General features: G+C 71.7%; 23 protein-coding genes. 16 read left to right on the plus strand and 7 right to left on the minus strand.

Going from position 1 to position 25,807, the window contains the following annotated elements; translation table 11 throughout:
• Positions 1–32: 32 nt before the first annotated feature.
• Positions 33–449 carry a hypothetical protein gene (locus AC1XX3_RS11675; protein WP_483321316.1) on the minus strand — a complete coding sequence of 139 codons (417 nt, stop codon included), beginning with the start codon at positions 447–449 and terminating at the stop codon, positions 33–35.
• A gap of 149 nt (positions 450–598) precedes the next feature.
• Here AC1XX3_RS11675 and AC1XX3_RS11680 point away from each other — a divergent pair, with 149 nt between their 5' ends.
• Positions 599–1,099, plus strand: coding sequence for an EVE domain-containing protein (locus AC1XX3_RS11680; RefSeq protein ID WP_483321317.1), 501 nt, complete (start codon positions 599–601; stop codon positions 1,097–1,099).
• A 21-nt stretch (positions 1,100–1,120) separates the two neighbouring features.
• On the opposite strand, the gene mgrA is transcribed toward AC1XX3_RS11680, so the two are convergent.
• Positions 1,121–2,125 (minus strand): L-glyceraldehyde 3-phosphate reductase, encoded by a 1,005-nt coding sequence (gene mgrA / locus AC1XX3_RS11685; protein ID WP_483321318.1) that lies wholly within the window; start codon positions 2,123–2,125, stop codon positions 1,121–1,123.
• Positions 2,126–2,223: 98 nt separating this feature from the next.
• Between mgrA and folP the strand changes: the two genes are divergently transcribed.
• From folP to AC1XX3_RS11730, 9 genes are all read left to right on the plus strand, one after another.
• Positions 2,224–3,117: a dihydropteroate synthase gene (gene folP / locus AC1XX3_RS11690; protein ID WP_483321319.1), complete on the plus strand. Its 894-nt coding sequence runs from the start codon at positions 2,224–2,226 to the stop codon at positions 3,115–3,117.
• Between the two features lie 81 nt (positions 3,118–3,198).
• Positions 3,199–4,509, plus strand: a complete 1,311-nt coding sequence (locus AC1XX3_RS11695) for an SWIM zinc finger family protein (RefSeq protein WP_483321320.1) — start codon at positions 3,199–3,201, stop codon at positions 4,507–4,509.
• Entirely contained in the window at positions 4,510–5,508 is a 999-nt protein-coding gene (locus AC1XX3_RS11700; protein WP_483321321.1) for a DUF5691 domain-containing protein, read from the plus strand.
• Entirely contained in the window at positions 5,505–6,629 is a 1,125-nt protein-coding gene (locus tag AC1XX3_RS11705; RefSeq protein WP_483321322.1) for an ATP-binding protein, read from the plus strand. Before AC1XX3_RS11700 ends, AC1XX3_RS11705 begins: the two co-directional genes overlap by 4 nt.
• Entirely contained in the window at positions 6,626–9,034 is a 2,409-nt protein-coding gene (locus AC1XX3_RS11710) for a DUF5682 family protein (protein WP_483321323.1), read from the plus strand. The genes AC1XX3_RS11705 and AC1XX3_RS11710 overlap by 4 nt, the downstream gene beginning before the upstream one ends.
• Complete coding sequence (locus AC1XX3_RS11715) at positions 9,031–10,389, plus strand: VWA domain-containing protein (RefSeq protein ID WP_483321324.1); 1,359 nt, start codon at positions 9,031–9,033, stop codon at positions 10,387–10,389. The genes AC1XX3_RS11710 and AC1XX3_RS11715 overlap by 4 nt, the downstream gene beginning before the upstream one ends.
• A gap of 13 nt (positions 10,390–10,402) precedes the next feature.
• Complete coding sequence (locus AC1XX3_RS11720; RefSeq protein ID WP_483321325.1) at positions 10,403–11,824, plus strand: NAD-dependent malic enzyme; 1,422 nt, start codon at positions 10,403–10,405, stop codon at positions 11,822–11,824.
• A 4-nt stretch (positions 11,825–11,828) separates the two neighbouring features.
• Positions 11,829–12,278 (plus strand): VanZ family protein, encoded by a 450-nt coding sequence (locus AC1XX3_RS11725; protein ID WP_483321326.1) that lies wholly within the window; start codon positions 11,829–11,831, stop codon positions 12,276–12,278.
• A complete protein-coding gene (locus AC1XX3_RS11730) occupies positions 12,275–12,838 on the plus strand; it encodes a YqgE/AlgH family protein (protein ID WP_483321327.1) in 564 nt (187 codons plus the stop codon). The genes AC1XX3_RS11725 and AC1XX3_RS11730 overlap by 4 nt, the downstream gene beginning before the upstream one ends.
• Before the next feature lie 28 nt (positions 12,839–12,866).
• Here the strand turns inward: AC1XX3_RS11730 and AC1XX3_RS11735 are convergent, their stop codons facing one another.
• The 5 genes from AC1XX3_RS11735 to AC1XX3_RS11755 are packed head-to-tail and all read right to left on the minus strand — an operon-like array spanning position 12,867 to position 18,363.
• Entirely contained in the window at positions 12,867–14,159 is a 1,293-nt protein-coding gene (locus AC1XX3_RS11735; protein WP_483321328.1) for a DUF58 domain-containing protein, read from the minus strand.
• 28 nt (positions 14,160–14,187) lie between these two features.
• Entirely contained in the window at positions 14,188–15,138 is a 951-nt protein-coding gene (locus AC1XX3_RS11740) for an AAA family ATPase (protein ID WP_483322090.1), read from the minus strand.
• A 32-nt stretch (positions 15,139–15,170) separates the two neighbouring features.
• On the minus strand, positions 15,171–16,355 hold the full coding sequence (locus AC1XX3_RS11745; protein ID WP_483321329.1) for a DUF4350 domain-containing protein: 1,185 nt from the start codon (positions 16,353–16,355) through the stop codon (positions 15,171–15,173).
• Entirely contained in the window at positions 16,352–17,071 is a 720-nt protein-coding gene (locus tag AC1XX3_RS11750) for a DUF4129 domain-containing protein (RefSeq protein ID WP_483321330.1), read from the minus strand. Before AC1XX3_RS11750 ends, AC1XX3_RS11745 begins: the two co-directional genes overlap by 4 nt.
• A complete protein-coding gene (locus AC1XX3_RS11755) occupies positions 17,068–18,363 on the minus strand; it encodes a hypothetical protein (RefSeq protein ID WP_483321331.1) in 1,296 nt (431 codons plus the stop codon). Before AC1XX3_RS11755 ends, AC1XX3_RS11750 begins: the two co-directional genes overlap by 4 nt.
• Before the next feature lie 194 nt (positions 18,364–18,557).
• Here AC1XX3_RS11755 and mtrA point away from each other — a divergent pair, with 194 nt between their 5' ends.
• The 6 genes from mtrA (at position 18,558) to AC1XX3_RS11785 (ending at position 25,529) form a co-directional block, all read left to right on the plus strand.
• Positions 18,558–19,304 (plus strand): MtrAB system response regulator MtrA, encoded by a 747-nt coding sequence (mtrA, locus tag AC1XX3_RS11760; protein ID WP_483321332.1) that lies wholly within the window; start codon positions 18,558–18,560, stop codon positions 19,302–19,304.
• A gap of 120 nt (positions 19,305–19,424) precedes the next feature.
• A complete protein-coding gene (gene mtrB / locus AC1XX3_RS11765; protein ID WP_483321333.1) occupies positions 19,425–21,062 on the plus strand; it encodes an MtrAB system histidine kinase MtrB in 1,638 nt (545 codons plus the stop codon).
• Positions 21,062–22,870: an LpqB family beta-propeller domain-containing protein gene (locus AC1XX3_RS11770; protein ID WP_483321334.1), complete on the plus strand. Its 1,809-nt coding sequence runs from the start codon at positions 21,062–21,064 to the stop codon at positions 22,868–22,870. Before mtrB ends, AC1XX3_RS11770 begins: the two co-directional genes overlap by 1 nt.
• A 127-nt stretch (positions 22,871–22,997) precedes the next feature.
• Complete coding sequence (locus tag AC1XX3_RS11775) at positions 22,998–23,759, plus strand: ComF family protein (RefSeq protein WP_483321335.1); 762 nt, start codon at positions 22,998–23,000, stop codon at positions 23,757–23,759.
• A 22-nt stretch (positions 23,760–23,781) separates the two neighbouring features.
• Positions 23,782–24,570 carry an SDR family NAD(P)-dependent oxidoreductase gene (locus tag AC1XX3_RS11780; protein WP_483321336.1) on the plus strand — a complete coding sequence of 263 codons (789 nt, stop codon included), beginning with the start codon at positions 23,782–23,784 and terminating at the stop codon, positions 24,568–24,570.
• Positions 24,570–25,529: an aldo/keto reductase gene (locus AC1XX3_RS11785; protein WP_483321337.1), complete on the plus strand. Its 960-nt coding sequence runs from the start codon at positions 24,570–24,572 to the stop codon at positions 25,527–25,529. The genes AC1XX3_RS11780 and AC1XX3_RS11785 overlap by 1 nt, the downstream gene beginning before the upstream one ends.
• The last annotated feature ends 278 nt before the right edge of the window (positions 25,530–25,807 follow it).

Consider the following 25,807-nt stretch of genomic DNA (forward strand, 5'->3'; position numbering starts at 1 on the left):
GTCCCGGAACGCCCGAGCAGGTGCTCAGTCGTTCACCCGAACGCCAGCAGATCTCCGCGCCCGTCGCCCGTCACCGGTCCATGGACCTTCACCAGCGCGCTGACCGTACGACCCTGGAGGTCGACCAGGCGCATCATGTCCGGCTCGTAGTCGCTGCGGTCGCCCACCCGGACCAGACCCGGTGGCCGGGGAAGACCAGGCTGCCGTCGCGGAGCCAGCCGGCGGGGGGTTGTGCCCGCCCGCCGTCGGGCACGAACCACCCCGGCACCACGTCCATCGGACATATCACCGCGCCGGTCCAGCACCACCGACAGCACAAGGAGGGCGACAACAACGGCGGCGCAGACCGCGACCAACCGCGGCGACCTGGAGCGGCCGGGTCCGGTGCGGCCTTCCGGGCCGGCGCCCAGCCACTCCGGTTCGCCGGCGTCGTCGCCTGGTGACGTCACCCTCGCATTGTGCAGCGCCGGGCCGGGTCCTGCAGGCACGGCGGTCCGCCGCCGGACGCGGAGATCACCCGATAGCCTCGACCCAGCGCGGTGGCGGGACGCGACCGCAGGTGCAGGACCCGGAGATCAGTTGTGGGCAAGGAGATGCTGTGGCACTGGCCGTGACCCGAACGAACCTCGGTGCGTGGGTGCTCAAGTGCAACCCCAGCACCTGGGATCTGGCGGCCTATTGGGGGTCGGGGCAACGGCTGATCGATTCCTGGGGCGTGTTCGGCAACTACCGCAGCGAGCTGGTCCAGGTCGGTGACAAGGCGCTGTTCTGGGTCTCCGGGAACGGCAGCACCGGCTTCGCCCGGGGGTTCTGGGGTGCGGGTCATGTCACCGCGCCGGTCCGGCAGCTGCCCGACGTCGACGAGCCGGGGTTCTGGACCTCTCACGGCGCTCGGCTCAAGCTGCGGTTCGCGCTCGGCCTCGACGTGACGCTGTTCGAGGAGCCGGTCACGGTCGCGGAGCTGCGCTCCCACGGGCTCGGCGAGCTCGAGGTGATCCGGCAGCCGCAGATGGCGAACCCGTCCTTCGTTTCGGTCGACCAGCTGGGCGTGATCGACACCCTGCTGCCCGACTGGCCGGAGCAGCCGGGACGCTCCTGAGCTCCCGGCTGCCCCGCGGGGTCAGCGCCCGGTGCCGGTCACCGCGTACGGCTCGATGGCGGCGATCTCGTCGTCGGAGAGCGGGTCGAAGCTCAGCGCAGCCACGTTCTGCTCCAACTGCTGCACGCTGGATGCCCCGATGATGGCCGAGGTGACGCCCTCGTGCCGCAGCACCCAGGTCAGCGCCAGCTGGGCCAGCGTCTGGCCGCGCTGCTCGGCGATCGACTGCAACGCCTTGGCCCGCTCGAGATAGGTGGCGCTGATGGCCGCCTCGGACAGGAAACGGCTGGTGGCGGCACGGGAGTCGCCGGGCACGGTCCCGCCCAGGTAGCGGTCGGTCAGCAGCCCTTGCGCCAGCGGTGAGAAGACGATGCAGCCCGCGCCGACTTCCTCGATGGCCGGCAGCAGACCGTCCTCGAGGCCGCGGTTGAACATCGAGTACACCGGCTGGTGGATCAGCAGCGGCACCTTGTGCTCGGCGAGCGCGGCCGCCGCCGCCCGGGTCTGGTCGGGGTCATAGCTGGAGATGCCGACGTACAGCGCCTTGCCCGAGTGCACGGCCGTCGCCAGGGCACCCATCGTCTCCTCGATCGGGGTGCTGGGATCGGGGCGGTGGGAGTAGAAGATGTCGACGTAGTCCAGGCCGGTCCGCTTCAAGGACTGGTCGAGCGAGGCGAGCAGGTATTTGCGCGAGCCCCACTCGCCGTACGGGCCGGGCCACATGTCGTAGCCGGCTTTGGTGGAGATGATCATCTCGTCGCGGTACGGGTGCAGGTCGTCGGCGAAGATCCGACCGAAGTTGGTCTCGGCGCTGCCGTACGGCGGACCGTAGTTGTTGGCCAGGTCGAAGTGGGTCACCCCGAGGTCGAAGGCCCGGCGGAGGATGGCCCGCTGGGTGTCGATGGGGCGCTCGTGGCCGAAGTTGTGCCACAGGCCCAAGGAGAGCTCGGGGAGCAGCAGGCCGCTCCGGCCGGAGCGGCGGAAGGTCATGTCGGAGTAGCGCTGAGGATCAGCGGCGTAGGTCATGGCTGTGCATCCTACGAGAGGCCGAACCACCGGCCGGCGGTGTCTTGGCACCTCGCACGTCCAGCGGTGCGCTGCGCTACGCCGCCTACGATCGGCGGGTGACCATCTATCTCCCTGCGCTGCGCCATCCGGTCCGCCGGATCGGGCGGCGTACGTTCGACTTCTCCCGCCAGGTGATCGTGATGGCCATCGTCAACCGGACCCCCGACTCCTTCTTCGACCAGGGCTCGACCTTCGCCCTCGACCGGGCAGTCACGGCCGCCCTGGCCGCGGCCGAGGCGGGAGCCGGGTGGGTGGACGTCGGCGGCGTTCCGTTCTCGCCCGACACCCCCGAGGTCAGTGCCGCCGAGGAGCTGGACCGCGTCCTGCCGGTGGTGGCGGCCGTCGCCGAGGCCAGTGATGTGGTGATCTCCGTCGATACGTTCCGGCCGGAGGTGGCGGCCCGTGCGATCGAGGCCGGCGCCGCTGTGGTCAACGACACCACCGGGCTGCAGGATCCGGCCATGGCCGAGGTGGTGGCGTCCTCGGACGCGACCGTGGTGATCACCCACAGCGTGGCGCCGGCGCGCCAGCACCTCCGGCGGCCGACGTACACCGACATCGCGGTGGAGGTCCGCGACTTTCTGCTGGCCCGGGTCGAGCTGGCGGTGAACGCCGGCATCGGTGAGGAACGGATCGTCATCGACCCGGGCCACGACCTGAACAAGAACACCCTGCACACGCTCGAGCTGACCCGACGACTCGACGAGATCGCAGCGATCGGGCTGCCGCTGCTTGCCGCGGTGTCCAACAAGGACTTCATCGGCGAGTCCACCGGTCTGGCCAAGGACGATCGGATGGCCGCATCGATCGCCGCCGCGACGGCCTGCGTGCTGCAGGGCGCCCGGATCCTGCGGATGCATGACGTCGCCGCGGCCGTGCAGGCCGCGGCCATGGCCGAGGCGATGCTGGGCATCCGGGAACCGGCGTACCTGCAGCACAACATGTCCTGAGCCCGCCGGCTCCCGTGGCCGGTCGGTGAAACGCCGCGCCGGCCTCGGTCGGTGTCGGCGCCGCGAACTACGCTGACCGCCATGGCGGTGTGGGAACTGGAACGGGTGGTCGCTCTCGCCCCCGACGCGGCCGCCGCCACGGCAGCGCGTCGCCTGGCCACCCCCCGGCGGTGGAGCGGCCACGGTGCGACTGCGACCGCGGTCTGGGGCCGGTGCCAGGGGAGTGGGACCAGCCCGTACCGGGTGGTGGTCGACCTCCGTGGCGAGAGCCCCGTGGCCCACTGCAGCTGCCCGAGCCGCAAAGTGCCGTGCAAGCACGCGCTCGGGCTGCTGCTGTTGTGGTCGGCCGGTCGGCTGCCGGCGGCCGAGCCGGAGTCGTGGGCTGCCACCTGGCTCAGTGGACACGCAGACCAGGCCGGGCCGGCGGCTGCGGCACCGCCCGATAGCGAGGCTGCGGCCAAGCGCGCAGCGGCTCGCCGACAGCGAGTGAGCGACGGACTGGACGACCTCGACCGCTGGCTGGCGGACCAGGTCCGGCACGGACTGGCCGGGCTGGAACGGGCCGGGTACGCCCACTTCGACGCGATCGCCGCCCGGATGGTCGACGCGCAGGCCCCCGGCGTCGCGAGCCTGCTGCGCGCGATCCCGGCCACCATGGCGGCGCCGGACTGGCCGTCGACGGTGCTGGAGCAGCTGGCCGCGCTGCGGCTGCTGGTCCAGGCCCATCGACGCCTCGATGAGCTGCCGGCGGCGCTGGCGGCGACGGTACGCTCCCGGGTCGGCTATCCGGTCAGTAAGGAGACGGTGCTGGCCGAGCCCGGGGTGGCTGACCAGTGGGCGGTCCTCGGCGGGGTGGACACCGTCGAGTCCCGGCTGCAGACCCGTCGCGTCTGGCTCCGTGGCCGACACACCGGCCGGTACGCGCTGTGGCTCACCTTCGCCCCGCCCGGACAGGCACTTGACGCCTCGATGCGGCCGGGCACCACCGTGGACGCAGACCTGCACTTCTATCCGGGCTCGGGTCAGCTGCGCGCGCTGCCCGGCCAGGTCAACGCCACCGAGCCCGACGTCCTCGCCCCGCGGGGCGGCACCTTCGCCGAGGTTCGTGCCGTCTTCGCCACCCTGCTGGCCGAAGACCCCTGGGCGGAACGACTGCCGGCAGTGGTCGCGCTGCAGCCGGTGCCGGCGGCGCAGCCGAACCAGCCGTGGTTGGCCTACGACGATGCGGGGGAGCACGCCGCCCTGGTCGGACTGACCGCTGACCCGTGGCCGCTGCTCGCCCACGCCACCGAAGCCTGCGTGTCGGTGTTCGGGGAGTGGGGGTCTCGCGGCTTCCGCCCGCTGAGCGTGCTGCCCGACCACGCCCGCCGGTTCAGCCAGGAGGTGGTGTAGATGAGCGGCTGGAGCGAGCTGGTGGCCGTCGCGCTGCTGGGCACCGACCGTCGGCCGCTGCCCCGCGACCTGTCCGAGCCGTGGCGCGTCGTCGAGGCGCGGCTGGACGACGCCGACCCGCCGGCCCGGTTGCTCGACCTCGCCGCCATCCATCACGCGACCCAGCACCGAGCCGTCCACCCCGAGCCGTCCCACCCCGGGCCGTCCCAGCCCGGGGCTGCGCTGCCGCGCGAGCTGGAGCAGGACCCGCCGGCCCCACAGCCGGCGCAGAATCTCCTCGCCGAGCTGCTGACGGGCGACCTCGAGCTGGTCGATCTGTGGCTGCGGCGCTGTGTGGCGGCCGGCCTTACCGCCGCGCCGGCGACGTGGACGACACTGGCCACCCGTTGCGCCCGCAGCCGGACCGGGAGCGGCGAGGCGCCCGAGCCGGCGCTGGTCCGCGCGGCGCTGGGGGCGCGCGGGCGCTGGTTCGTGGCGCAGAACCCGCAGTGGCGACGACTGGCCCGACCGGTCACCGGGGCCGCGGACCAGGCATCGCGCTGGCGCGAGACGGTCGGGGGTCTCGACCTCCCGGCGGCGGAGCGCACGGCGCTCGCGGCAGCCACCGGCGACGAGCGACAGCGACGGCTGGCCGAGCTGCTGACCGCCCGGCTGCTGCCCCCGGCCGCCTGGTGGGAGCTGGCCCTGGCCTGTGAGCCGCCGTGGTCGGTGGAGGTTCAGGTGGCGGCCTTGGGCGTGCTCGGGTCGGGCCAGCTCGGACGGGGGACCACCCGGTCCGCCCGCCGGCTGGGGTGCCGGCTCCCGCTCGCGTCGCGCCTCCGGGTGGCGGCTGCCGCCGACTACTTCTTGTCCGGCCAGGCGCGCCCGCCCGCCGGCCCGCTCAGTGGTGTTCGGGAGGCGTTCGACGCCCTGGACCGTACGCTGGCCGCGCGCGAGGAGATCGAGCGGGCCTTCGCCTCGCCGCCAGACGATCCAGTGGAGCCCGAGGAGCACCGATGACCGACGCACCAGCACCAATCGCCAGTCCGAGCGTGGGGTCGAGTGAGCTGCTCCGGCCGCATGCCGAGCAGCTGTTCGCCGCCGAGCTGACCGCGCTGGCCGCGGCTGACGACCGGCCGCGCCCGCCGCACTGGCGGCTGTCGCCGTGGGCGGTGGTGGACTATCTGGTCGGAACCACGCTGCCCGACGGCACCGTGATCACCCCGAAGTACGTCGGGTCGCGGCGGCTGATGGAGGTGGCGGTGGCCACCATGGCGACCGACCGGGCCCTGCTCCTGCTCGGGGTGCCGGGGACCGCCAAGTCGTGGGTCTCCGAACACCTCACGGCGGCCATCTCCGGCGACTCGACGTTGATGGTCCAGGGCACCTCGGGCACCGCCGAGGAGGCCATCCGCTATGGCTGGAACTATGCCCGGCTGCTGGCCGAAGGACCGAGCGAGCGCGCCATGGTGGCGTCGCCGGTGATGCGCGCCATGCGGGCCGGCTCGATCGCGCGGATCGAGGAGCTGACCCGCATCCCGGCCGACGTGCAGGATGCGCTGATCACCGTGCTCTCGGAGAAGACACTGCCGGTGCCCGAGCTCGGGATCGAGGTGGCCGCGGTGAAGGGCTTCAACGTGGTGGCGACCGCCAACGACCGCGACCGTGGGGTCAACGAACTGTCCTCGGCTCTGCGTCGCCGGTTCAACACCGTGGTGCTGCCGCTGCCGGCTTCGGAGGAGGACGAGGTCGCCATCGTGTCCAGTCGGGTGCAGGAGCTGGCTCGGTCACTCGAGCTGCCGGCCGTGCCGACCGCGGTCGACCAGATCCGCCGCGTGGTGACGGTGTTCCGCGAGCTGCGTTCCGGGTTGACGGCCGACGGGCGTACCAAGATCAAGTCGCCGTCTGCCACGCTGTCCACCGCCGAGGCGATCTCGGTGATCACCAGCGGAATGGCTCTGTCCGCACACTTCGGCGACGCGACGCTGCGCGCCAGTGACATCGCGTCCGGCATCGTCGGTGCGGTGATCAAGGACCCGGTGGCCGACCAGGTCGCCTGGGATGAATATCTGGAGATCGTGGTCCGCGAGCGTCAGGACTGGTCGGAGTTCTATGCCGCCTGCCGAGACGTGTCCGGATGAGCGTGACGCTGGAGTCGAGCGCCCCACAGCTCGAGGTGTTCGGCATCCGACACCATGGGCCCGGTTCGGCCCGCTCGCTGCTGGCCGCGCTGGCGGCGTACGAGCCGGATGTGGTGTTGATCGAGGGACCGGCCGACGCAGACCCACAGCTGGGGTGGGTGTCGGAGGCGGGGATGGAGCCGCCGGTGGCGCTGCTCGCCTATGCCCCGGACCGCCCCAGCACCGCCGCGTTCTGGCCGTTCGCGGTGTTCTCGCCGGAGTGGCAGGCGATCCGCTGGGCGCAGCAGCACCAGATCGAGGTGGGCTTCTGCGACCTGCCGGCGGCGATGACCCTGGCCGGACCCGGTCGGGTCGACAGCTTCCCGGCCAAGCCGGACCCGGCAACGGAGGAGGAAGCTGATGATCATCCGGCAGCGGGCGGTGACGACCATCTGCTGACCGAGACACCCGATGATCATGGCCGGACCCGGCAGGACCCGTTGTCCGCGCTCGCGGCGGCCGCCGGCTATGACGACGCGGAGCGCTGGTGGGACGACGTGGTGGAGTCACGGACCGACGGCAGCTCACCGTTCCCCGCGCTGGTGGAGGCGATGGCGGAGCTGCGGCGCGAGCTGCCGGAGACCGATCGGCGCCATGCGGCGCAGGAGGCGCGCCGCGAGGCGTACATGCGTTCGGTGATCCGCGGTCGGCTGAAGGCCGGCCGGCGCCGCGTCGCTGTGGTCTGTGGCGCCTGGCACGCTCCGGTCCTCACCTGGCCGTTGCCACCGGCGGCCGCTGACGCTCGGACCCTGCGGGGGACACCGAAACGCAAGGTGACGCTCACCTGGGTGCCGTGGACCCACCAGCGGCTCGCCTCGGCCAGCGGCTACGGCGCCGGCATCACCTCACCCGGTTGGTACCACCATCTGTGGACCGCCCCGGACCAGCCGGTGGTGCGCTGGCTGACCAAGGTGGCGACCGCTCTGCGCCGGCAGGACCTGATGGTGTCCAGCGCCCACGTCATCGAGGCGGTCCGGTTGGCCGAGACGCTGGCCGCGCTGCGCAGCCGGCCACTGGCCGGCCTCAGCGAGGTGACCGAGGCCACCCGGTCCGTGCTCTGCGACGGCGACGACCGCGCCCTCGGTTTCGTCACCGACGAGCTGGTGGTGGGCCAGGCCCTCGGGTCGGTGGCCGACGGGGTTCCTACCGTGCCACTGGACGCCGATCTGGCTGCCCGGTGCAAGACGCTGCGGGTGCGTCGCGAGGCTTCGGTGCGGGTGCACGACCTCGACCTGAGAACGCCGCACGACCAGGCGAAGTCGCAGCTCTTCCACCGGCTCCGGCTGCTGGAGCTGGACTGGGTGATGCCGGCGGAATCGGGCGTCCAGGGACGGGGCACCTTTCGGGAGACCTGGCAGTCACAGTGGCGCCCGGAGCACGCCCTCGCCCTGGTCGAGGCCTCGGTCTGGGGCACCACCGTGGAGGCGGCCGCGACGGCCATGATCGACCGGACCGCGGAGCGTGGTTCGCTGGCCGATCTCACCCGGGCGGTCGGCAGCTGTCTGCTGGCCGGGCTGCCCGAGGCACTGGACCGGCTGCTCACGGCGCTGACCGCCAAGGCGGCACTGGACGCCGACGTGGTGCACCTGATGGAGGCGCTGCCGCCGCTGGCCACAGCGCTGCGCTACGGCGACGTCCGGCGTACTGACACCTCGGCGCTGCGCCAGGTCAGCGAGGTGCTGACGGTCCGGATCTGCGCCGGTCTGGGTCAGGCGGTCAGCGGGCTCGACGAGGATGCGGCCGCGGCACTGCGGCGCCACCTCGACGCGGTGCACAGCGCAGTCGGTCTGCTGGCCGCCACCGGCGAGGACGCGCCCCGGGACCGCTGGCTGGCCACGCTGGCCTCGGTGGTGGAGCGGGGAAACGTTCCCGGCCTGCTCGCCGGACGGATGCTGCGGATCCTCTCCGACGCCGAACGGCTGCCGGATGTCGCCGTCCGGGTGGAGCGCGCGCTCTCCCACGGTGTGGCCCCGGCGGCCAAGGCGGCGTGGGTGGACGGGTTCTTCGCCGACGGCGCCCTGCTGCTGGTGCACGACACCGCGCTGCTGCGGCTGCTGGACGACTGGGTCAGTGGTCTGAACGAGGCTGAGTTCACCGACGTGCTGCCGTTGGTCCGGCGTACGTTCGGCACTTTCGCCGACCCCGAGCGACGAGCCATCGCCGGCCGGGTGGCAGCAGTACGCTCCGGCGGCCGAGGACGCGACGGACGTCACCACCCCGGCGGCATCGACCCTGGCGGCATCGCCCTGGGCGGCACCGACGCGGGCGGCACCGACCCGGGCGGAGGCGACCTGGACGGGCCCGACTCCGCACTGACCGGTCCCGCGCTGGCGACGGTGCTGCAGATCCTGACGGGTCGCCGATGAGCACCGCCAGTTCGGACGCATCGTCGACGGGCACCGACCGTTCTGGCGGGTCGCCGGCCGACGCCGCAGCGCGCCAGGGCGCCGACGACCTGGAACCCGCCGCGGCCGGCCAGGCGCGGCTGCGCCGCTGGCGGCTGCTGCTGGGGGAGCCTGCTGCCGAGGAGCTCGGCGCCGCGCTGACGGCACAGGAGCAGGCGATGGACGCCGCCCTGGCCGCGCTGTACGACCCCGACGCCGAGGACGGTTCGTCATCGCGGCGGGCCGGCGGGCTCGGGTCGTCCGCGCCGCACCTCGCCCGCTGGCTGGGCGACATCCGGAGCTACTTCCCCACCGGGGTGGTGCAGGTGATGCAGCGGGACGCGGTGGAACGGCTGGATCTGACCTCGCTGCTGCTCGAGCCGGAGCTGCTGGAGTCGGTGCAGCCGGACGTCAACCTGGTGGCCACGCTGGTCAGCCTCAGCTCGGTGATGCCAGAGACCACCAAGGCCACCGCCCGGATGGTGGTGGGCAAGGTGGTGGCCGAGATCGAACGCCGGATCGCCACCCGGACTCGGGCCGCGGTGACCGGCGCCGTGAACCGGGCCACCCGTACCCGGCGACCCCGGATGCGCGACATCGACTGGAACGCCACCATCGCCAAGAACCTGGCGACCTATCAGCCGGAGCTGAAGACGGTGATCCCCGAGCGGCTGGTGGGTTATGGCCGTAGCAGCCAGGTGATGGGCAAGGAAGTGGTGGTGGCCATCGACCAGTCCGGCTCGATGGCCGAGTCCCTGGTGCACGCCGCCGTGTTCGGGGCGACGCTGGCCTCGATCCGCGCCATCCGCACCTCACTGGTCGCCTTCGATACCCAGGTGGTCGACCTTAGCGATCGGCTGCACGACCCGGTCGAGCTGTTGTTCGGCTGCCAGCTGGGCGGCGGCACCGACATCAACCGGGCGGTGGCCTACTGCCAGCAGCTCATCACCCGGCCGGAGTCCACCTTGCTGGTGCTGATCTCGGACCTGTTCGAGGGCGGCATCGCCGACGAGCTGCTGCGCCGGGTGGCCCAGCTGCTGGCCGACGGGGTCACCGTGGTGGTGCTGCTTGCGCTGTCGGACTCCGGCGCTCCCGCGTACGACCACGACCACGCGGCGGCGCTGGCCGCCCTGGGGATTCCCGCGTTCGCCTGTACGCCCGACGCCTTCCCCGACCTGCTGGCCGTCGCGCTGGCCGGCGAGGACGTGGCGGCGTGGGCCTCTCGGACCGCCGCCGAAGCCTCGTCCGCGGGGACCGCCGCTGGGCCCGCTCCGCGCTGGCGCGGGACCGCCGGAAGCGCGCCGGATGGACCATCGGTGAGCACGGGTCAGCCGTGAGAGTATCGACGCTGTGACCCCCCTTCCTTCCGTGTCCTACTCGATCACCGTTCGGCTGGAGGTGCCCGCCGGTGGCGCCGCGGTCAGCCAGCTGACCACGGCTGTCGAGGGTGCGGGTGGCGCCGTCACCGCGCTGGACGTGACCGCCTCGGGTCACGAGCGGCTCCGGATCGATGTCACCTGCGCGGCCCGGGACACGACCCACGCGGACGAGCTGGTGGAGGCCATGCGCGGCGTGCCCGGCGTCGACATCGGCAAGGTCAGCGACCGTACCTTCTTGATGCACCTCGGCGGCAAGATCGAGATGAACTCCAAGCACCCGATCCGCAACCGTGACGACCTGTCGATGATCTACACCCCCGGCGTGGCGCGGGTCTGCCTGGCCATCGCCAAGAACAAGGAGGACGCCCGGCGGCTGACCGTGAAGCGCAACAGCATCGCGGTGATCACCGACGGGTCAGCCGTGCTCGGGCTCGGCAACATCGGACCCGAGGCGGCGCTGCCGGTGATGGAGGGCAAGGCCGCGCTGTTCAAGCGGTTCGCCGACATCGACGCCTGGCCACTGTGCCTCGACACCCAGGACGTCGACGAGATCATCACCGTCGTCAAGGCGGTCGCGCCCGGGTTCGCCGGCATCAACCTGGAAGACATCTCGGCGCCGCGCTGTTTCGAGATCGAAGCCCGGCTGCGTGAGGCGCTGGACATCCCCGTCTTCCACGACGACCAGCACGGTACGGCGATCGTGGTGCTGGCCGCGCTGTACAACGCGCTGCGGGTGGTCAACAAGAAGATCGAGAACGTGCGCATCGTGATGTCCGGTGCGGGCGCGGCCGGCACGGCGATCATCAAGCTGCTGTTGACCGCCGGGGTGCAGCATCTGGTGGTCGCCGATATCGCCGGCGTGGTGCACGCCTCCCGTCCCGGGATCGCCGGCGAGCTGGCCTGGCTCGCCGAGCACACGAACCGGCTCGGCGTCACCGGCACGCTGAAGGAGGCCGTTGTCGGTGCTGATGTGTTCATCGGTGTCTCGGCTCCGGGAGTGATCGAGGCCGAGGACGTGGCGAAGATGGCCGATGACGCGATCGTCTTCGCACTCGCCAACCCCGAGCCCGAGATCGACCCGGCCGAAGCCACCCGGTATGCGGCCGTGGTGGCGACCGGCCGGTCGGACTTCCCCAACCAGATCAACAACGTGCTGGCCTTCCCGGGAGTGTTCCGGGGACTGCTGGACGCCCACTCGAACCAGATCTCCTCCTCGATGCTGTTGGCGGCGGCGCAGGCGCTGGCCTCGGTCGTCACCGACGAGGAGCTCAACGCCTCCTACATCACCCCGAGCGTGTTCCACGCCGAGGTGCACCAGGTGGTGGCCGCTGCGGTTCGCCGAGCCGCGGGCGGACCGGCCGAGCTGCCGACCGACACCGAAGTCGCCCTGTAGGCAGATGTCGACGACCTCTTCGACGACGCCCATCGGCGTCCGGTCCCGGACCCGGCGCGCCCGGGTCCTCAGTGCCCTCGCCGTGCTGGCGATCGCGATCCAGCTCTGGGGTCTCTATCGGACGGCCGGACCGCCGCAGCCGGTCGCGTTCCCCGGGCTGGACAAGCTCGAGCACGCCGCCGCCTTCGCCGCGCCGGTGCTGCTGCTGCTCGCCGCTCGGCAGGCGGCCCGCGGCGCCGTCAGCCGCCGGTTCGTGACCATCGTGGTGGCGGTCTTCGTCGTCCAGGCCGTGGTCAGCGAGCTGGCGCAGGGCAGCTTCTATCGCTATCGCAGCCAGGACCCGTTCGACGTGGTCGCGGACCTGGTCGGCATCGTCCTCGGACTGCTGGGTTATCGCCGGCTGGTGCGGGGTCGGCGCGATCGGGAACGAACGAGCACCGAGCGGCAGCCGTGAGCGCAACCGAGCCCGGCCCCGGCGAGATCCTCATCTCCAGCGTGCTGCTGGCCGACGGGGTGTTCAACTCGACAGTGGTGCTCATCCTCGACGCCGACGAGGATGGGGCGCTGGGCGTGATCTTGAACGAGATCTCGCAGACCCCGCTGGAGTCGGTGCTGCCGGATTGGGTCAGCGCCGTGTCGCCGCCGCCGTTGCTGTTCCACGGCGGACCGGTGTCGCCCAACGGCGCCATCTGCCTGGCCAGCGTGGCCCGGTTGGGCGAGGAGCCGCCAGGTTGGCGACCGCTGTTCGCCAACGTCGGCCTGCTGCACCTGGACACGCCGATCGAGATCGTCACCGGGGCCTACCGCGACCTGCGGATCTTCGCCGGCTACGCAGGCTGGGACCCCGGCCAGCTGCAGAGCGAGCTGGCGGAAGGGATGTGGCACGTGGTGCCCGCCGAGTATGACGACGTCTTCGGCAGCCGGCCGTTGGATCTGTGGCGGACCGCGCTGCGCCGGCAGCGGTCCGAGCTGGCCCTGTTCTCCACCTGGGTGGAGGACCCGGACCTGAACTGAGCGCCGGTCTCGTTGTGGTGCGCTGCGCTCAGAGCCGGCCCGCCCGCTTGAGGGCCAGGTAGTGGTCGGCCAGCTCGGGCGCGAACCGCTCGGGCGGGGCCTGCACCACCGACAGCCCCAGGTCGGTCAGGGTCTGGGCCGTATGCGCTCGGCGCGCGCGGTCGACCTGCGCCGCTGCCGCGGCGTAGACCTCGCCCGCGTCACCGCGTAGCTCTGCCAGCTCGTCGATCCGCGGGTCCGACACCGCCGCCACCACGATCTTGTGCTTGCGCCGCAGCGGCCCCAGGACCGGCACCAGGCCCTCGGTGACCACGGCAGCATCCAGCCCGGTGACGATCACCACCAGCGATCGCTGGGAGACTCGTTGGAGGATCTCGGCCACCATCAGCCGGTGGTCGGTCTCGGCCAGCACCGGTTCGATGTCGGCCATCGCGTTGACGAAGCTGTTCAGCACGGTGGCGGCCGACGAGCGCAGCACACTGGCCCGGACGTCACGGTCGACCACCAGCAGGTCCACCCGGTCCCCGGCCCGGGAGGCGAGGGTGGCCAGCAGCAGGCAGGCGTCCATGCTGTGGTCGAGGCGCGTCTCGTCGCCCACCCGGCCGGCAGACGTACGCCCGGAGTCGAGCACGATCAGCACGTGCCGGTCCCGCTCCGGTCGCCAGGTCTTGACCACCACCGTGGTCGAGCGGGCGGTGGCGCGCCAGTCGATGGAGCGTACGTCGTCGCCTGGGACGTACTCCCGCAGGCTGTCGAACTCGCTGCCCTGGCCGCGCTGCAGGATGGCCGACCGCCCATCCAGCTCCCGCAGCCTCGCCACGCGGCTGGGCAGGTGCTTGCGGGAGTGGAACGGGGGCAGCGCCCGGACGGTCCAAGGCGCGCTGCGCTGCCGCTGTCGTCCGGCGACGCCCATCGGGCCGATCGCCCGCAGGACGACGGGGCCGGCGGCCCGGTCACCGCGCCGGGTCGGGTGCAGCACCGTGCTGAGCCGTCGCCGGGACCGGGCCGGCACCGTGATGGTGCTGACGCCGTTGCGGGCCCCGGCCGACGGCGTCCAGGCGTCTCGCACCCGGCAGGTGATCGACCGCCGCCCGTTGTTGACGAGCTCGACCTCGGTGACTGCCTCCTCACCGAGGCGGACCGAGGTGTCACCGCTGCGCCGCACCCGCACGGCCGCGGGGGAGGGACAGAGCAGCACGTCGACCACGACGACGGCGAGCAGCACCCCGGTGGTCAGCAGCACCCCGGTCCAGGTGCCGACGACGGCGGCGACCACCACGCCGACCAGGGCCAGCGCGGCGGCGCGCCAGGTCAGCACCACGGGCGGGTCCCCGCGCTGGCAGGCGTGCTCACCGGGGCACGGCCACGGTGGCCAGGATGGACTCGATCACCGAGTCCGCCGTGACGCCCTCCAGCTCGGCCTCGGGCCGCAGGCTGACCCGGTGCCGCAGGGTCGGGAAGGCCAGCGCCTTGACGTCATCGGGGGAGACGTAGTCGCGGCCCGACAGCCAGGCCCATGCCTTGGCGGTGTTGAGGACCGCGGTCGCACCCCGCGGCGACACCCCGATCTGCAGCGACGGGGACACTCGGGTGGCTCGGACGACATCGACGATGTAGGCCAGCACCTGGGGGTGGACGATCACCGCGCCCATCTCACGGCGCGCCTGCTGCAGGTCCGCCACGCCGGCGACCGGCGTCAGCCCGGCCGCGTCGAGGTCGCGCGGGTCGAACCCGCGGGCATGCCGGCTGAGCACCTCGATCTCGGCGTTGCGCTCCGGCAGGTCGATCCGCACCTTCATCAAGAACCGGTCCAGCTGCGCCTCGGGCAGTGGGTACGTCCCCTCGTACTCCACCGGGTTCTGGGTGGCGGCGACGATGAACGGGTCGGGTAGTGGTCGGGGGGTGCCGTCGACCGAGACCTGCCGCTCCTCCATCGCCTCCAGCAGCGCTGCCTGGGTCTTCGGCGGCGTCCGGTTGATCTCGTCGGCCAGCATCAGGTTGGTGAAGACCGGCCCCTCGCGGAAGGTGAACTGCGAGGTCCGGGCGTCGTAGATCTGGGAGCCGGTGATGTCGCCCGGCATCAGGTCCGGAGTGAACTGCACCCGCTTGGTGTCGATCTGCAGCGCCTTCGCGAAGCTGCGGACGAGCAGCGTCTTCGCGGTGCCGGGGACTCCTTCGAGCAGCACATGGCCACGGCAGAGCAGAGCGATGACCAGCGCCGTGACGGCGGCCTCCTGGCCGACGACGGCCTTGCCGACCTCCTGGCGCAGCGCGCTCAGCGACTGCCGGGCGGGGGACATCGAGGTGCGGGGAGTGGTGCTGGCGTACTGGGTCACGGTTGGCGAGCCTCCTGCTCGAGTTGGTCAAGCTGTCGGGCGAGTTCGACGAGGTCCTCGTCGGTGGTGGGAGCGGGCCCGGCCAGCAGCGCAGCGATGTGCGGGGCGGGTCGGCCGGTGCGGTCGGCGAGGGTCTGGGCCAGCAGGTCGACGTCGCTGCGGTGCCCGAACCGGGCAGCCAGGCGTTGGGTGGCCCCCTCGCGCAGGGCGCGGGCAGCGCGGTCACGGGCCCGTAGCCGGTGGTACAGCCGACCGTGGCCCTCGACAGTCTCGGCGGCGCGGACCACCACCGGCAACCGCTCGGACATGATCGGCCCGAGCCGTCGGCCGCGCCACAGTCCGAGCACGAGGACGGCCACGAACCCCTGTGCCACGCCCACCTGCCACCAGTCGGGCAGTATCGTCGGCCGCTCGGCCGCCGGGCCGTCGGTGCGATCGGACAAATCCGGTCGCGGCACGGTGAGCCAGACCAGCCGCTCGGTGCTGCCGAGCCGGGCCGTGACGAAGGAGGCGTTGCCCGCCTCCGCCAGCTCAGCGTTGCTCCAGCCGCCGGCCAGGACGTCGACGTCGCCGCCGGTCCCGGGCACCCGGAGATAGGCGTAGGCGTCGGCGGCGGCGAAACAGGTGGCGGCCGGAACCGCCGCGGTGACCCGATAACCGCGGGCGTCGGTCTGCAGTGAGCCGGCCCGGGTGGCGTCCGGCTCCGGGCAGCCGGCCGCCCGGGAGGCAGCGGAGGAGCCGCCGGCCCGCAGGGGCAGCCCGAACGCCGCCAGCGCGGAGCTGTTGGGCTGCAGCAGGACCAGCCGGGCGCGGGGCGCGGTGAGCAGCCGACCTGCCTCCGCAGCGGTCAGCCACTGGCTCTGCGCCACCACCAGCGTCGTGGTCGGATCAGTCTCGGCTGCGGCCTGCGCCACGTCGTTGACCCGGCGCAGGTCGACACCCTGGTCGCGAACCAGCTGGGCCACCGCCGCGGCCCCACGGTCGGTCGTCGAGCGTGGGTCGTCGGCGCCGCGGCTGCCGGCCCGGCCGAGGAATGTCAGCACCGTGACGAGAAGGAGGAGGACCACAGCCAGCACCGCGAGGGCCCAACGGGTGGACCGGGCTCGCAGCACCCGACGCCAGCCGGGTCCGGCGGTGCCGGTGCTGGGTCCGGAGGGCTGCTGGTCGGCGGGCCGGGTCATCGGGGAACCCCGCTTGCGGTGAGGTCGGGGCGGTCGGAAACCGCGGCATCATCGATCGCCAGATCCGCCGCCGTCGCCGCAGCGACGACCGCCGAGTCCAGGCCGACCAGCCGGGCGTACGTCTGTTCGTCGGCGGCCACGTCGCCATACATCACGGCGGAGAAGATGTCGGCTGCGGTGACCAGCTCGTCCTGTACCGCGGGCAACGCCGCACCTGCCAGCCGGGCCGCCTCGAAGGCGGTCCGGGCGGGGCGGACGCGCAAGATGGTGCGTTCCTCGAGGTCGCGGACCAACCCGCGGAACCGATCCCGGACGGCGAGCTGCCAGCTGCCGACCGCGGCATGGCCGTCGGCCATCGATCGGTAGTCGGCCGGGGTGGCCAGCGCGTCCGCCGCCACGGCGACGTCGCGGCGGCCGGTACGCCAGCGGGGAACGCCGACCTTCCAGGCCACCAGCGCAACCGCCCCGAGCAGCAGCAGCACGGCGATCAGGAACGCCCAGTTGATGCCCGAGTCGTCGCCCGGCTGACGACCGCCCAGGAGCGCGTCGATCAGCTCGAGCAGCCGGGTCACCGCCGCCTCCGCACGTCGAGCCAGATCAGTCAGCCAGGCCGGGGTGCCGCCGTACTTGGCCTTCGCCAGCTCCTCCTCGGCGAGCCGGCGGGCGGTGTCGGGGTCAAGGCCGATCGGCACCTCGAGCGGCATGGGCCAGGTCATGGCCGCACCTCCGGTGTCGGATATGCCGGCTGCCCAGACGGGGGCGGATATGCCGGCTGCCCAGACGGGGGCGGATATGCCGGCTGTCCCGGCGGGGGCGGATATGCCGGCTGTCCCGGCGGGGGCGGATATGCCGGCTGTCCCGGCGGGGGCGGATATGCCGGCTGTCCCGGCGGGGGCGGATATGCCGGCTGTCCCGGCGGGGGCGGGTACGGGTAGGACATCATCGGCGGATAGTCCGGCTGTGGGATCGGGACGCAGTCGAAGCGCAGCGCCAGGTCGAGTCCCTCGCGACGCATCCGCAGGTCGAGATAGAGCAGGGTGTGCACGGCTGAGACGTACGCCAGCAGCGCCGACATGGCCGCGAGCACAGCGAAGGCCAACACCCCGACGATCGTCCACGGACTGGTGAGCACGGTGACCAGGTCACCGCCGATCGACGTGGCGAACAGCAGCACGACCAGCAGCGCGCCGATGCCCAGCACCGAGACCACAGCGATGGCAACCAGACCTGCACCGCCGAGCACGGCGATCACCCGAGGGATCTGGCGCAGCCCGATCAACCGGAAGGAGCGGATGAACGATCCCAAAATGGTGGTCGGTACCGCCGGCTTGCCGATCCAGGCCGGAGCGCGGGCGCCCTCGGTGGCCAATGCTGGCACGGTGAGCGCGAGGTAGCCGTAGGTCAAGAGGGACAGCGCAACGGTCAGCAGCGACACCAGCACCGCGGCCACCACGGACAGGACCGGGTTACCGACCAAGGTCACGCCCAGCAGGGCGGTGGAGCCGATGCTGAGCGCAGACTGCAGCACGACCAGGGCGACGTACTGCAGTGCCGACAGACCGAGCACCGGCCAGAACAGCCGCAGCGACGAGCGCAGGTCGACCGGGGTGCTGCGTGGGGCGAAGCCCTCACCGAGGACGGTCTGGAGGCTGACCCTGGAGAGGATGGCGGTCATCCACACCAGGCACTGGGTCAGCAGGAAGAACCCGAGCAGCCCCATCAGCACCAGCACCAGGATCCGTCCCACCGGGCCGGACGTATTGCCGAGGACGACCGACAGGCCGAGGCCGATCAGGACGTAGCCCGCGGTACCGCCGGCGATCACCAGCGGCAGACCCACCATGCTCCGGGCGTTGATCCGCACCACCAGGAAGGCTCCGTCGAGGATCTCGCCGATGGTCAGCGGACGCATCGGGATCAGTGCGGTGCGGGCGGCGTCGAGGACGCCCGGTCGCCGCCCGGCGGGCGAGGCAACTCGCAGCCCGGGGAGCGGTCCGTACGGTGGCACGGGCGACAGTCTTGCACCCGCGACGACCACCGGGAGCACTTCGGCCAGCAGGCGCGGCGGGTCGGGCGCAGGCACGTTGACAGCGCGGCAAGGACGCCGCTGCGGCGAACCAGCCCTGCGGGGGATCGCGCGAGGTGTTGTCTAGCCAGACTTTCCTTGGTCGCGATATTAAGATGATCAGGCACCGTCGGAGCATGTCCGACCAGTCGAAGGGGAACACGTTGTCAGACGTAGCCAGGACCGCAGGGGGGCGCGGTCGCGTCCTCGTCGTCGACGACGACGCCGCCCTGGCCGAGATGTTGTCGATCGTGCTTCGCAACGAGGGCTTCGAACCGATCTGGTGCTCCCACGGCGACAAGGCGTACGCCGCCTTTCGTGACTCCAAGCCGGACCTGGTGCTGCTCGATCTGATGCTACCGGGGCGAGACGGTGTCGACGTGTGCCGCGACATCCGCGCCGAGTCCGGGGTGCCGATCGTCATGCTGACTGCCAAATCCGACACCATCGACGTGGTGGCCGGGCTCGAGGCTGGTGCCGACGACTATGTCGCCAAGCCGTTCAAGGCCAAGGAACTGATCGCCCGGATCCGGACCCGGCTGCGTCGGCTGCCGGAGGAGTCCGATCTGGAGACACTGCAGATCGGCGACCTGGTGATCAGCGTCGACGGGCACTCGGTGAAGCGCGACGGGCAGCCGATCCAGCTCACCCCGCTCGAGTTCGACCTGCTCCTCGCGCTGGCCCGGCGTCCGTGGCAGGTGTTCAGCCGCGAGGTGCTGCTGGAGCAGGTCTGGGGTTATCGGCACGCGGCTGACACCCGGTTGGTCAATGTCCACGTCCAGCGGCTGCGCTCCAAGATCGAGCGCGATCCTGAGCACCCGGAGATCGTGGTCACGGTCCGCGGTATCGGCTACAAGGCCGGCGACCCCGACCGCCGCCGTTAGAGGTCGCCTCCTCTCGCTCAACCCCCGCCATCCCCGAGCCGCTGTCGCCAAGGTCGTTCGCGACCACCTGCCGCCCCTCCGACCACCGTTGCCCCGATCACCCTGACGAGATGAAGCCCGATGTCCATCCCCAGCCCCAGCCGCTCACCGTGGTGGAAGTTCCCGGTGAACCTGTGGTGGCGCTCGCTGCCGTTGCGCGTCATCGCGTCGGTGCTGCTGGCGTCGGTGCTGGTGCTCGTGCTGGGTGGCTTTCTGCTGATGCAGCAGGCGGTGAACGGTGTTCTCGACGGCAAGCAACGCTCCGTGGTCACTCAGGCGCGAGCGGTGGTGGACAACGCGCAGCAACAGCTGAACAGCGCGGACCAGTCGATCAGTCTGAATCCCGACGAGCTGTTGACCGACCTCGCCACCAACGTGGTGAAGCGCCCGGGCGGCGGCGACGAGTATGAGGTGGTGCTGGTTGCGCGTGGCCAGACCATCCGCTCCGGGCGGATCGACACCGCCAGCATCCCGCAGTCGCTGAGGGATCAGGTGTCGGCGGGCAGCGACATGTACGTCACTCCGACGCTGATCATCTACGACGACGGCCAACCGCCGGTGCAAGGGCTGGCGGTCGGCTCATCACTCGAGCTACCCGGCACCGGCCGCTATCAGATCTATCTCGCCTTCCCGTTGCAGCAGGAGGTGGAGACCCTCGACGTGCTGCAGACCTCGGTGATCAGCACCGGTGCGTTGCTGGTGGTGATGTTGACCCTGATCGCGGCCCTGGTCAGTCGGCAGGTGGTGACGCCGGTCCGGGCAGCCCGCCGCGCGGCGGAAAGTCTTGCCTCCGGCAACCTCGATGACCGGATGATCGTCCGCGGTCAGGACGACCTGGCCCGGCTGGCGACCTCGATGAACTACATGGCGTCCGAGCTGCAGAAGCAGATCAACCAGCTCGAGGAGCTGTCGCGGGTGCAGCAGCGGTTCGTGTCCGACGTGTCACACGAGCTGCGGACCCCGCTGACCACCGTCCGGATGGCCGCCGAGGTGCTGCACGAGGGCCGCGACCAGTTCGACCCGATCGCTGCCCGGTCGGCCGAGCTGCTGCAGACCGAGCTGGACCGGTTCGAGTCGTTGTTGACCGACCTGCTGGAGATCTCCCGGTTCGACGCCGGCGCGGCCGTGCTGACGATCGAGGAGGTCGACCTGCGCGATGTGGTGAACCGGGTGGTGTCCTCGCACGCCCGGTTCGCCGACTCGGCCGGAGCGCCGGTGACGGTGCATGCGCCGGGACCCATCAAGGCCGAGGTCGACGCGCGCCGGATCGAGCGGATCGTCCGCAACCTGCTGGTCAACGCGATCGAGCACAGCGAGGGCCGGCCGATCGACATCTTGATGGACGCCGATGAGTCCGCCGTGGCCATCGCTGTCCGCGACCACGGTCTCGGCTTCGAGGCCGGACAGGCCCGGCAGGTGTTCCACCGGTTCTGGCGGGCCGATCCGGCCCGGGCGCGCACGATGGGAGGCACCGGGCTCGGTCTGTCCATCTCGATGGAGGACGCCCGGCTGCACGGCGGCTGGCTGACGGCGTGGGGACGGCCCGGCCTCGGCGCGCAGTTCCGGCTGACGCTGCCCCGTCGCGCCGGCGACATCCTTGAGCAGTCCCCGCTGCCACTGGTGCCGCGCGACCTCGTCCTGCCGGCCGCACCGGTGAACGACGCCATCGAACCGGCACCACCGCTGGTCGGCAGCTCGAGCGAGAGTGGAGGAGCTTGATGACCACGCCACGCGCGCAGGGACCCCGGCGGCTGCCGGCCGGCCGCCGGCGAGGGCGGTCCTCGGCTCTTTCCGCCCGCACCTCGGCGTGGGTCGCGCTGCTCGTCGTCACCGCGATGATGGCGCTGAGCGGCTGCGTCTCCGTCCCGGTCAGCGGTCCGGTGGTCAAGGCCGGCGGCGAGGCGCCGGGCTGCCTCAAGTGCGTCGACGTCGATGTGGCTCCGCCCAGCCCGGGCGACGAGCCCAAGCAGATCGTCGACGGCTTCCTGCTGGCCATGTCGAACTTCCAGCCGAACTATGCGGTGGCCAAGCAGTTCCTGACCACCAGCGCGGCCGAGACGTGGAGCCCGGAGGAGAGCACCTCGATCTACTCCGGCACGACCACCTCGACCGGACCCGACTCGGTGTCGCTGAACGCCGACCTGGTCGGGACGCTGGACCGCAGCCGTACGTTCACGGCGCGGGCACAGAAGCTCGACGTCGACTTCCGGCTGGTCCAGGAGGCCGGCCAGTGGCGCATCAGCGCGCCACCGAACGGCCTGCTCGTCGCGCAGTACTCGTTCGCCAACTTCTACCGGCCCTACAACGTCTACTTCGTCGGCAACGGCCGTACGTTGGTGCCCGACCCGGTGTATCTGCCGCCGCGGGTCAACGAGGCATCGGTGCTGATGCAGTCGCTGCTGGCCGGGGCCTCCGTCTGGCTGAAGCCGGCGGTCACCTCGGCCATTCCGCCCAAGACCTCCCTCAAGGTGGCGGTCACGGTGCGCGACGGCGTGGCCGAGGTGGCGTTGAGCGACACGATCGTGCCGCTCAACGGAGAGCAGCGGTCGCTGATGGCCGCCCAGGTGCTGTACACGCTGCTGCAGGCCGACGGGGTCCAGCGGGTGCTCTTCACCGTCGACCAGCAGCCGTTCCGGATCCCGGGAGCCGACCCGTCGGACTTCACCGTCTCGTTGGACGACCTGTCCGACACGGTCGCGCCGGTGCCGTACAACGCGACGGAGGCCTATTACGGAGTGGCCGCGGACGGCGTCAAGATCTTCGACACCCGGTCCGACGTCGTGGGGGTGGAGCCTGCTCCCGGACCGTTGGGCACTGACACCTACGACATCAGCTCGCTGGCCGTGTCGATCTCGAACACCACGCTGGCCGCGGTCACCGACGGTGGCACGACGTTGCGGGAGCAGAACGGCGACGCCGTGACGACCGTGCTGAGTGGGGTGACGGGACTGCTGCGGCCGCAGTTCAGCCGCTACGACGAGCTGTGGGCGATCGGTCGCCAGAAGGGCCAACAGCGGCTGTGGCTGCACGACGCCGCGAAGGCGAAAGCGGTGAACACCCCGATCCTCGGCGGAGGTGAGGTGACAGCGTTCAAGATCTCACCGGACGGGGTCCGGATCGCGCTGATCCGCACGGTCGGCTCCCAGACCCAGCTCGGCGTCGCGCGGATCACCCGCGGCGACACGGTCAGCGTCGACGGCTGGCGCCAGATCGACACGCAGATCAGCAGCACCGAGACGCTGACCCGGCTGGTCGACCTCGCCTGGTCGGATCCGACCACGTTGATCGTGCTGGGTGCCACCACCAAGGACGGCCAGGTGACGCCCTACCGGGTGAGCCAGGACGCGTACCGGATCTCATCGATGGGACAGGCAGAGAAGTGGGACGCCGAGGAGGTCGCGGTCAGCATCCGCAACTCCAACAACATCGTCGTCGTCGGCCGCAGCGGTCAGACCTGGCGCGACGACGGCAGCCAGCGCTGGCCGCAGTTCGTCGGCAAGCTCCGCTCGGTGGCCTTCCCCGGCTGACGGCCCTGCCGGGGGGCCCGGGGCCTGTGCACCCGGGCCCTGTCCACCCGGCCCCCGTCGGTGACTGTCGGTCCACAGATGTCCGGTCCCGGGGTGTGCCGGCAGCCGCGGCGCGCCACCCTAGGGTGTGCCTGCCGCCGACGCGCCAACAACCCGCTGGCTGGCGGCCGGTGGCGATCTGCTGCTCGGTTCGACCTGCCCGGGCTGCGACCTGGCCTGGTGGGGTCTGTGCCCGGACTGCAGCGCGGCGCTGGCCGCCTCACGGTGTCGGCTGACCCGACCCGACCCCTGTCCGCCCGGTTTCCCGCCGACGGCCACCGCGGGGGCGTACGACGACCTCCATCGCCGCCTGATCAGCGCCCACAAGGAGCGGCAGGCGCTGCAGCTCACCGCGGTGCTGGCCGAGCGACTTGCGGCGGCCATCAGCCATCTGCTCGACGCGGCCGTCGGGAGCACGGGCGAGACCGACCTGTTCGTCGCTGCGGGGGTGCTGCCGCCACTGGTGCTGGTGCCGGTGCCGTCGGCGGCCGCGGCGGTCCGCCGGCGGGGTTTCGACGCAAGCGGCGCTCTCGCCGCCCGGGCCGCGCACCGGCTCCGGCAGCGGTTCCGGGCCCGAGCGGTTCGGCTGCTGGTGCAGCGACGCGGGGTGCTGGACCAAGCCGGGCTGACGGCGGCGCAACGGCGCGACAACCTGACCGGACGGCTCACCGTGCGAACGAGTCCCCGTCGGATCGAGGCGCTGGGCGGGCGGCTGGTGGTGCTCGTGGACGACGTGGTGACCACCGGAAGCACCCTGACCGAGGCGACTCGAGCTCTCGCTATGGCCGACATTGGGGTCCTCGGTGCAGCTACGGTGGCGGCGACCGTAAGATCGTCTGCAAAGATCTGATGATTCAAGGGAGAGTTGCTCGATGTCGAATGAGTCGCCCGCGTCCGGCGGGTACGCGCCACTGGCCGGTCTGACCGCCGTGGTCACCGGAGGAGCCAGCGGGATCGGTCTGACCACCGCCGTGCTGCTGGCCGAGCAGGGAGCCCAGGTTGCCGTGTTCGACCTGGGCCGGGCCATCGCGGACCTGCCCGCGCCGCTGCACGGCTATCCCGTCGACGTGACCGACGACGACTCGGTGGTGCGCGCCGTCGCCGCGGTGGTGGACCAGCTCGGTGGGCTGGACATCGTGGTCAACAACGCCGGCATCGGAGCGATCGGCACGGTGGAGGACAACGACATCGCCGAGTGGCAGCGGGTGCTGGACGTGAACCTGCTCGGGCTGGTCCGGGTGACGCGCGCGGCGCTGCCGCACCTGCGCCGGTCCCGGTCCGCCGCGGTGGTCAACACCTGTTCGGTCGCCGCCACCGCGGGTCTGCCGGCCCGCGCTCTCTATTCCGCCTCCAAGGGCGCGGTCCAGGCGCTGACCCTGGCCATGGCCGCCGACCACGTGCGGGAGGGGATCCGCTTCAACTGCGTCAACCCGGGCACCGCTGACACCCCGTGGGTCGGCCGGCTGCTGGCCAAGGCCGACGACCCGGCGGCAGAGCGTACGGCGCTGGAGGCACGACAGCCGCACGGACGGCTGGTGGCGCCCGAAGAGGTCGCGGCGGCCATCGCCTACCTCGCGGGACCGTCGGCGGGCTCCACCAACGGGGTGGCGCTGCCCGTCGACGGAGGCATGCAGGGCCTGCGACTACGGCCGGTGAACTGATGACTCTCGACTATGCCGACCGTGGGCTGGTTCAGGGCTGCGCAGCCATCGCCGGGCTCTACGAGCCGGTGTCGAACGACACGGCCGCCGCCGCCTTGGAACGTGCCTGGGAACTGGGCGTCCGCGCCTTCGACACCGCCCCGCACTACGGTGTCGGGCTGTCCGAGGAGCGGCTGGGTCGCTTCCTGCAGGACAAGCCGCGGGAGGAATATCTGCTGTCCACCAAGGTCGGCCGGTTGCTCGTGGATGACCCGTCGGCACCGGCGGACGCCGACGGCTTCGTCGACACCCCGCATCGGCGCCGGGTGCGCGACTACTCCGCAGCCGGTGTCCGGCGCTCGGTGGAGGAGTCGCTGGCGCGGATGGGCCTGGACCGGGTCGATCTCGTCCTGGTGCACGACCCGGAGGACTACCTGGACGCTGCGCTCACCGAGGCGGCCGGCGAGCTGGCGGCGATGCGCGCCGAGGGCACGATCGGCGGCTTCGGTGTGGGCACCAACTACGCCGACGTCGCGACCCGGTTCGTCACCGAGACCGACGTCGACCACGTGCTGATCGCCGGACGCTACTCGTTGCTCGACCGGCGAGCGGAGCGCGAGCTGCTGCCCGCCTGCCTGGAGCGGGGCGTCTTCGCGCTGGCCGCCGGTGTGATGAACAGCGGGCTGCTGGCCGACCCGAAGCCCGGTGCCAAGTTCAACTACGCAACCGCCCCCGAGCCGCTGGTCACCGCCGCTCAGCGGATGCAGGAGGCCTGCGCCGAGCACGGGGTCACCCTTCGAGCCGCCGCGCTGCAGTTCCCGCTCCGGCACCCGGCGGTCAGTGCGGTGGTGATGGGCGGCCAGACAGCCGAGATCGTCACCGACTGCGTGGAGCAGCACGCCGTCGAGATCCCCGAGGAGCTCTGGGCAGCCCTGGACGCCCTGGTGCCCGACGTGTCGGCGTTCGAGTCCACGACCTAGTCGCACGGGTCCGACCAGGCACCTCTCGATCCGCCGTGGCGCGGGCGCAAGGTGCGCTCGGCGCTGCCCCGACGGCTGCCGCGGACGAACCTGTGCGAGTCCGAAGAAGGTGCCAAGGACTCCGTCGGAGGCTGGCTTTCGGGCAGCACCAGGGCTAGCGTCAGGTCATGGAGCTCCTGCCCGAGAGTCCGACCCGGCCCGTCCGGACGGACTCGCGCGGCAGGGGCTTCTTGTTCATTCCGGCCCCTTCCCCCGAGCCCGGTCCCAGGACCGCGGCG

This window comes from Microlunatus sp. M237, assembly GCF_056896895.1.

Coding starts and splice junctions, on each gene's coding strand:
- mgrA (WP_483321318.1), bottom strand. CDS start 2,125: ATGACCTACGCCGCTGATCCTCAGCGCTACTCCGACATGACCTTCCGC.
- AC1XX3_RS11695 (WP_483321320.1), top strand. CDS start 3,199: ATGGCGGTGTGGGAACTGGAACGGGTGGTCGCTCTCGCCCCCGACGCG.
- AC1XX3_RS11700 (WP_483321321.1), top strand. CDS start 4,510: ATGAGCGGCTGGAGCGAGCTGGTGGCCGTCGCGCTGCTGGGCACCGAC.
- AC1XX3_RS11705 (WP_483321322.1), top strand. CDS start 5,505: ATGACCGACGCACCAGCACCAATCGCCAGTCCGAGCGTGGGGTCGAGT.
- AC1XX3_RS11710 (WP_483321323.1), top strand. CDS start 6,626: ATGAGCGTGACGCTGGAGTCGAGCGCCCCACAGCTCGAGGTGTTCGGC.
- AC1XX3_RS11715 (WP_483321324.1), top strand. CDS start 9,031: ATGAGCACCGCCAGTTCGGACGCATCGTCGACGGGCACCGACCGTTCT.
- AC1XX3_RS11725 (WP_483321326.1), top strand. CDS start 11,829: ATGTCGACGACCTCTTCGACGACGCCCATCGGCGTCCGGTCCCGGACC.
- AC1XX3_RS11740 (WP_483322090.1), bottom strand. CDS start 15,138: ATGTCCCCCGCCCGGCAGTCGCTGAGCGCGCTGCGCCAGGAGGTCGGC.
- AC1XX3_RS11745 (WP_483321329.1), bottom strand. CDS start 16,355: ATGACCCGGCCCGCCGACCAGCAGCCCTCCGGACCCAGCACCGGCACC.
- AC1XX3_RS11750 (WP_483321330.1), bottom strand. CDS start 17,071: ATGACCTGGCCCATGCCGCTCGAGGTGCCGATCGGCCTTGACCCCGAC.
- mtrA (WP_483321332.1), top strand. CDS start 18,558: ATGTCCGACCAGTCGAAGGGGAACACGTTGTCAGACGTAGCCAGGACC.
- mtrB (WP_483321333.1), top strand. CDS start 19,425: ATGTCCATCCCCAGCCCCAGCCGCTCACCGTGGTGGAAGTTCCCGGTG.
- AC1XX3_RS11770 (WP_483321334.1), top strand. CDS start 21,062: ATGACCACGCCACGCGCGCAGGGACCCCGGCGGCTGCCGGCCGGCCGC.
- AC1XX3_RS11780 (WP_483321336.1), top strand. CDS start 23,782: ATGTCGAATGAGTCGCCCGCGTCCGGCGGGTACGCGCCACTGGCCGGT.
- AC1XX3_RS11785 (WP_483321337.1), top strand. CDS start 24,570: ATGACTCTCGACTATGCCGACCGTGGGCTGGTTCAGGGCTGCGCAGCC.